The organism is Flavonifractor sp. An4 (genome assembly GCF_002161755.1).
Lineage (GTDB): Bacteria > Bacillota > Clostridia > Oscillospirales > Oscillospiraceae > Flavonifractor > Flavonifractor avicola.
The window spans coordinates 1-1,206 of record NZ_NFIL01000103.1; the positions used below are offsets into that span (position 1 = coordinate 1).

At 51.6% G+C, this 1,206-nt stretch carries 2 protein-coding genes and 2 tRNA genes; 2 read left to right on the top strand and 2 right to left on the bottom strand.

Annotated elements, in window-relative coordinates; genetic code table 11:
* Both B5F94_RS16580 and B5F94_RS15870 read left to right on the top strand, forming a co-directional pair.
* On the top strand, positions 1–330 hold a 330-nt coding region (locus B5F94_RS16580; RefSeq protein WP_087331549.1), incomplete at its 5' end, for a hypothetical protein.
* Positions 331–335: 5 nt separating this feature from the next.
* Positions 336–644 (top strand): hypothetical protein, encoded by a 309-nt coding sequence (locus B5F94_RS15870; RefSeq protein WP_087331552.1) that lies wholly within the window; start codon positions 336–338, stop codon positions 642–644.
* 150 nt (positions 645–794) lie between these two features.
* Here B5F94_RS15870 and B5F94_RS15875 read toward each other — a convergent pair.
* Positions 795–885: transfer RNA gene (locus tag B5F94_RS15875), tRNA-Ser, on the bottom strand.
* Positions 886–914: 29 nt separating this feature from the next.
* Positions 915–1,002 (bottom strand) — tRNA-Ser (locus tag B5F94_RS15880).
* Between the last annotated feature and the right edge of the window lie 204 nt (positions 1,003–1,206).

The window sequence follows — 1,206 nt, forward strand, 5'->3', positions numbered from 1 at the left end:
ATGCAGCAGGTCAAAACCGGCCTTGTTAAATACATTGATACTGACGTTCTCCCCCATCTGACCGGCATTAAAAAGCTGGGCCTGGGCATCTACACGGCGCTGGCCGCCAACAACGTGGTCGGTCTGATGGAGAAGTACCGGGAGCATCCTGCGGTCGCCGTTCTGGACGTGATCGACGCCGAGGGCAACGTGGATATCGACAAGCTGTATCAAGCCGTTGCTCCGCAGTTTGCTAACGGAGAAAAGCAGGTCATCAATATTCCGCTCATTGGGGACATGACCGTTGACAAGTCTGACCTGGAAAAGCTCTACCGCTACATCAAGGGGTGATAACCATGAAAATGATTGCTGAAATCGTTGAGGATATCCGCGAGGAGCTGGACAGCGCCGAGCACTACGCAAAGAAGGCCACCCAGTACAAGGGTATGGACGACCGCCTGTCCTCTATGTACGCCACTATGAGCGCTCAGGAACTGTCCCACGTTGATACTCTGCACGAACAGGCTGTACGCCTGATCCAGGCGCAGAAAGCCGATGGGCATGAAGTCCCCGCCGGTATGCAGGCGGTTTGGGACTGGGAACACTCCCACCTTATGGACCGTGTGGCCCGAATCAAGGTTCTTCTGGACGCCGCCCGCCGGTAATCCCGTGTGTAACGGCGTGTGCAATTTGTGTGTTAAATTCCGGTTTTGCACTACCGAAACCGGAAACGCACACACTAAACTGGAATCGCTCTTTCCGTTGCAAGAGTAAGAAAAAACCCTGTATCCGTTGCGGATACAGGGTTTCTCTTTTGGCGCAGAAGGAGGGATTTGAACCCTCGCGACGGTTTCCCGCCCTACTCCCTTAGCAGGGGAGCCCCTTCGGCCACTTGGGTACTTCTGCGTGCCGAATGAACATACCTTATAAAAGTGTGGCGGAGAGAGTGGGATTCGAACCCACGGATGCTTCCACATCGCCGGTTTTCAAGACCGGTTCCTTCAACCACTCGGACATCTCTCCACGTCCTGTCCAGGTCAAATGCAAAAAAGATTATACAATATAGTTCCCTACTTGTCAATCTCTTTTTTTCATTTTCTTCAAAAACAAGTGAATTGTCAAACTAAGTGCAACAGGAATTGAGTTCGAAGTCCCATAATTCCTGGGCAGAATGGAAATTCAAAACTTTGCGAGGCCTGGCGTTAATTAACGCCAGGTTTCGTTTTA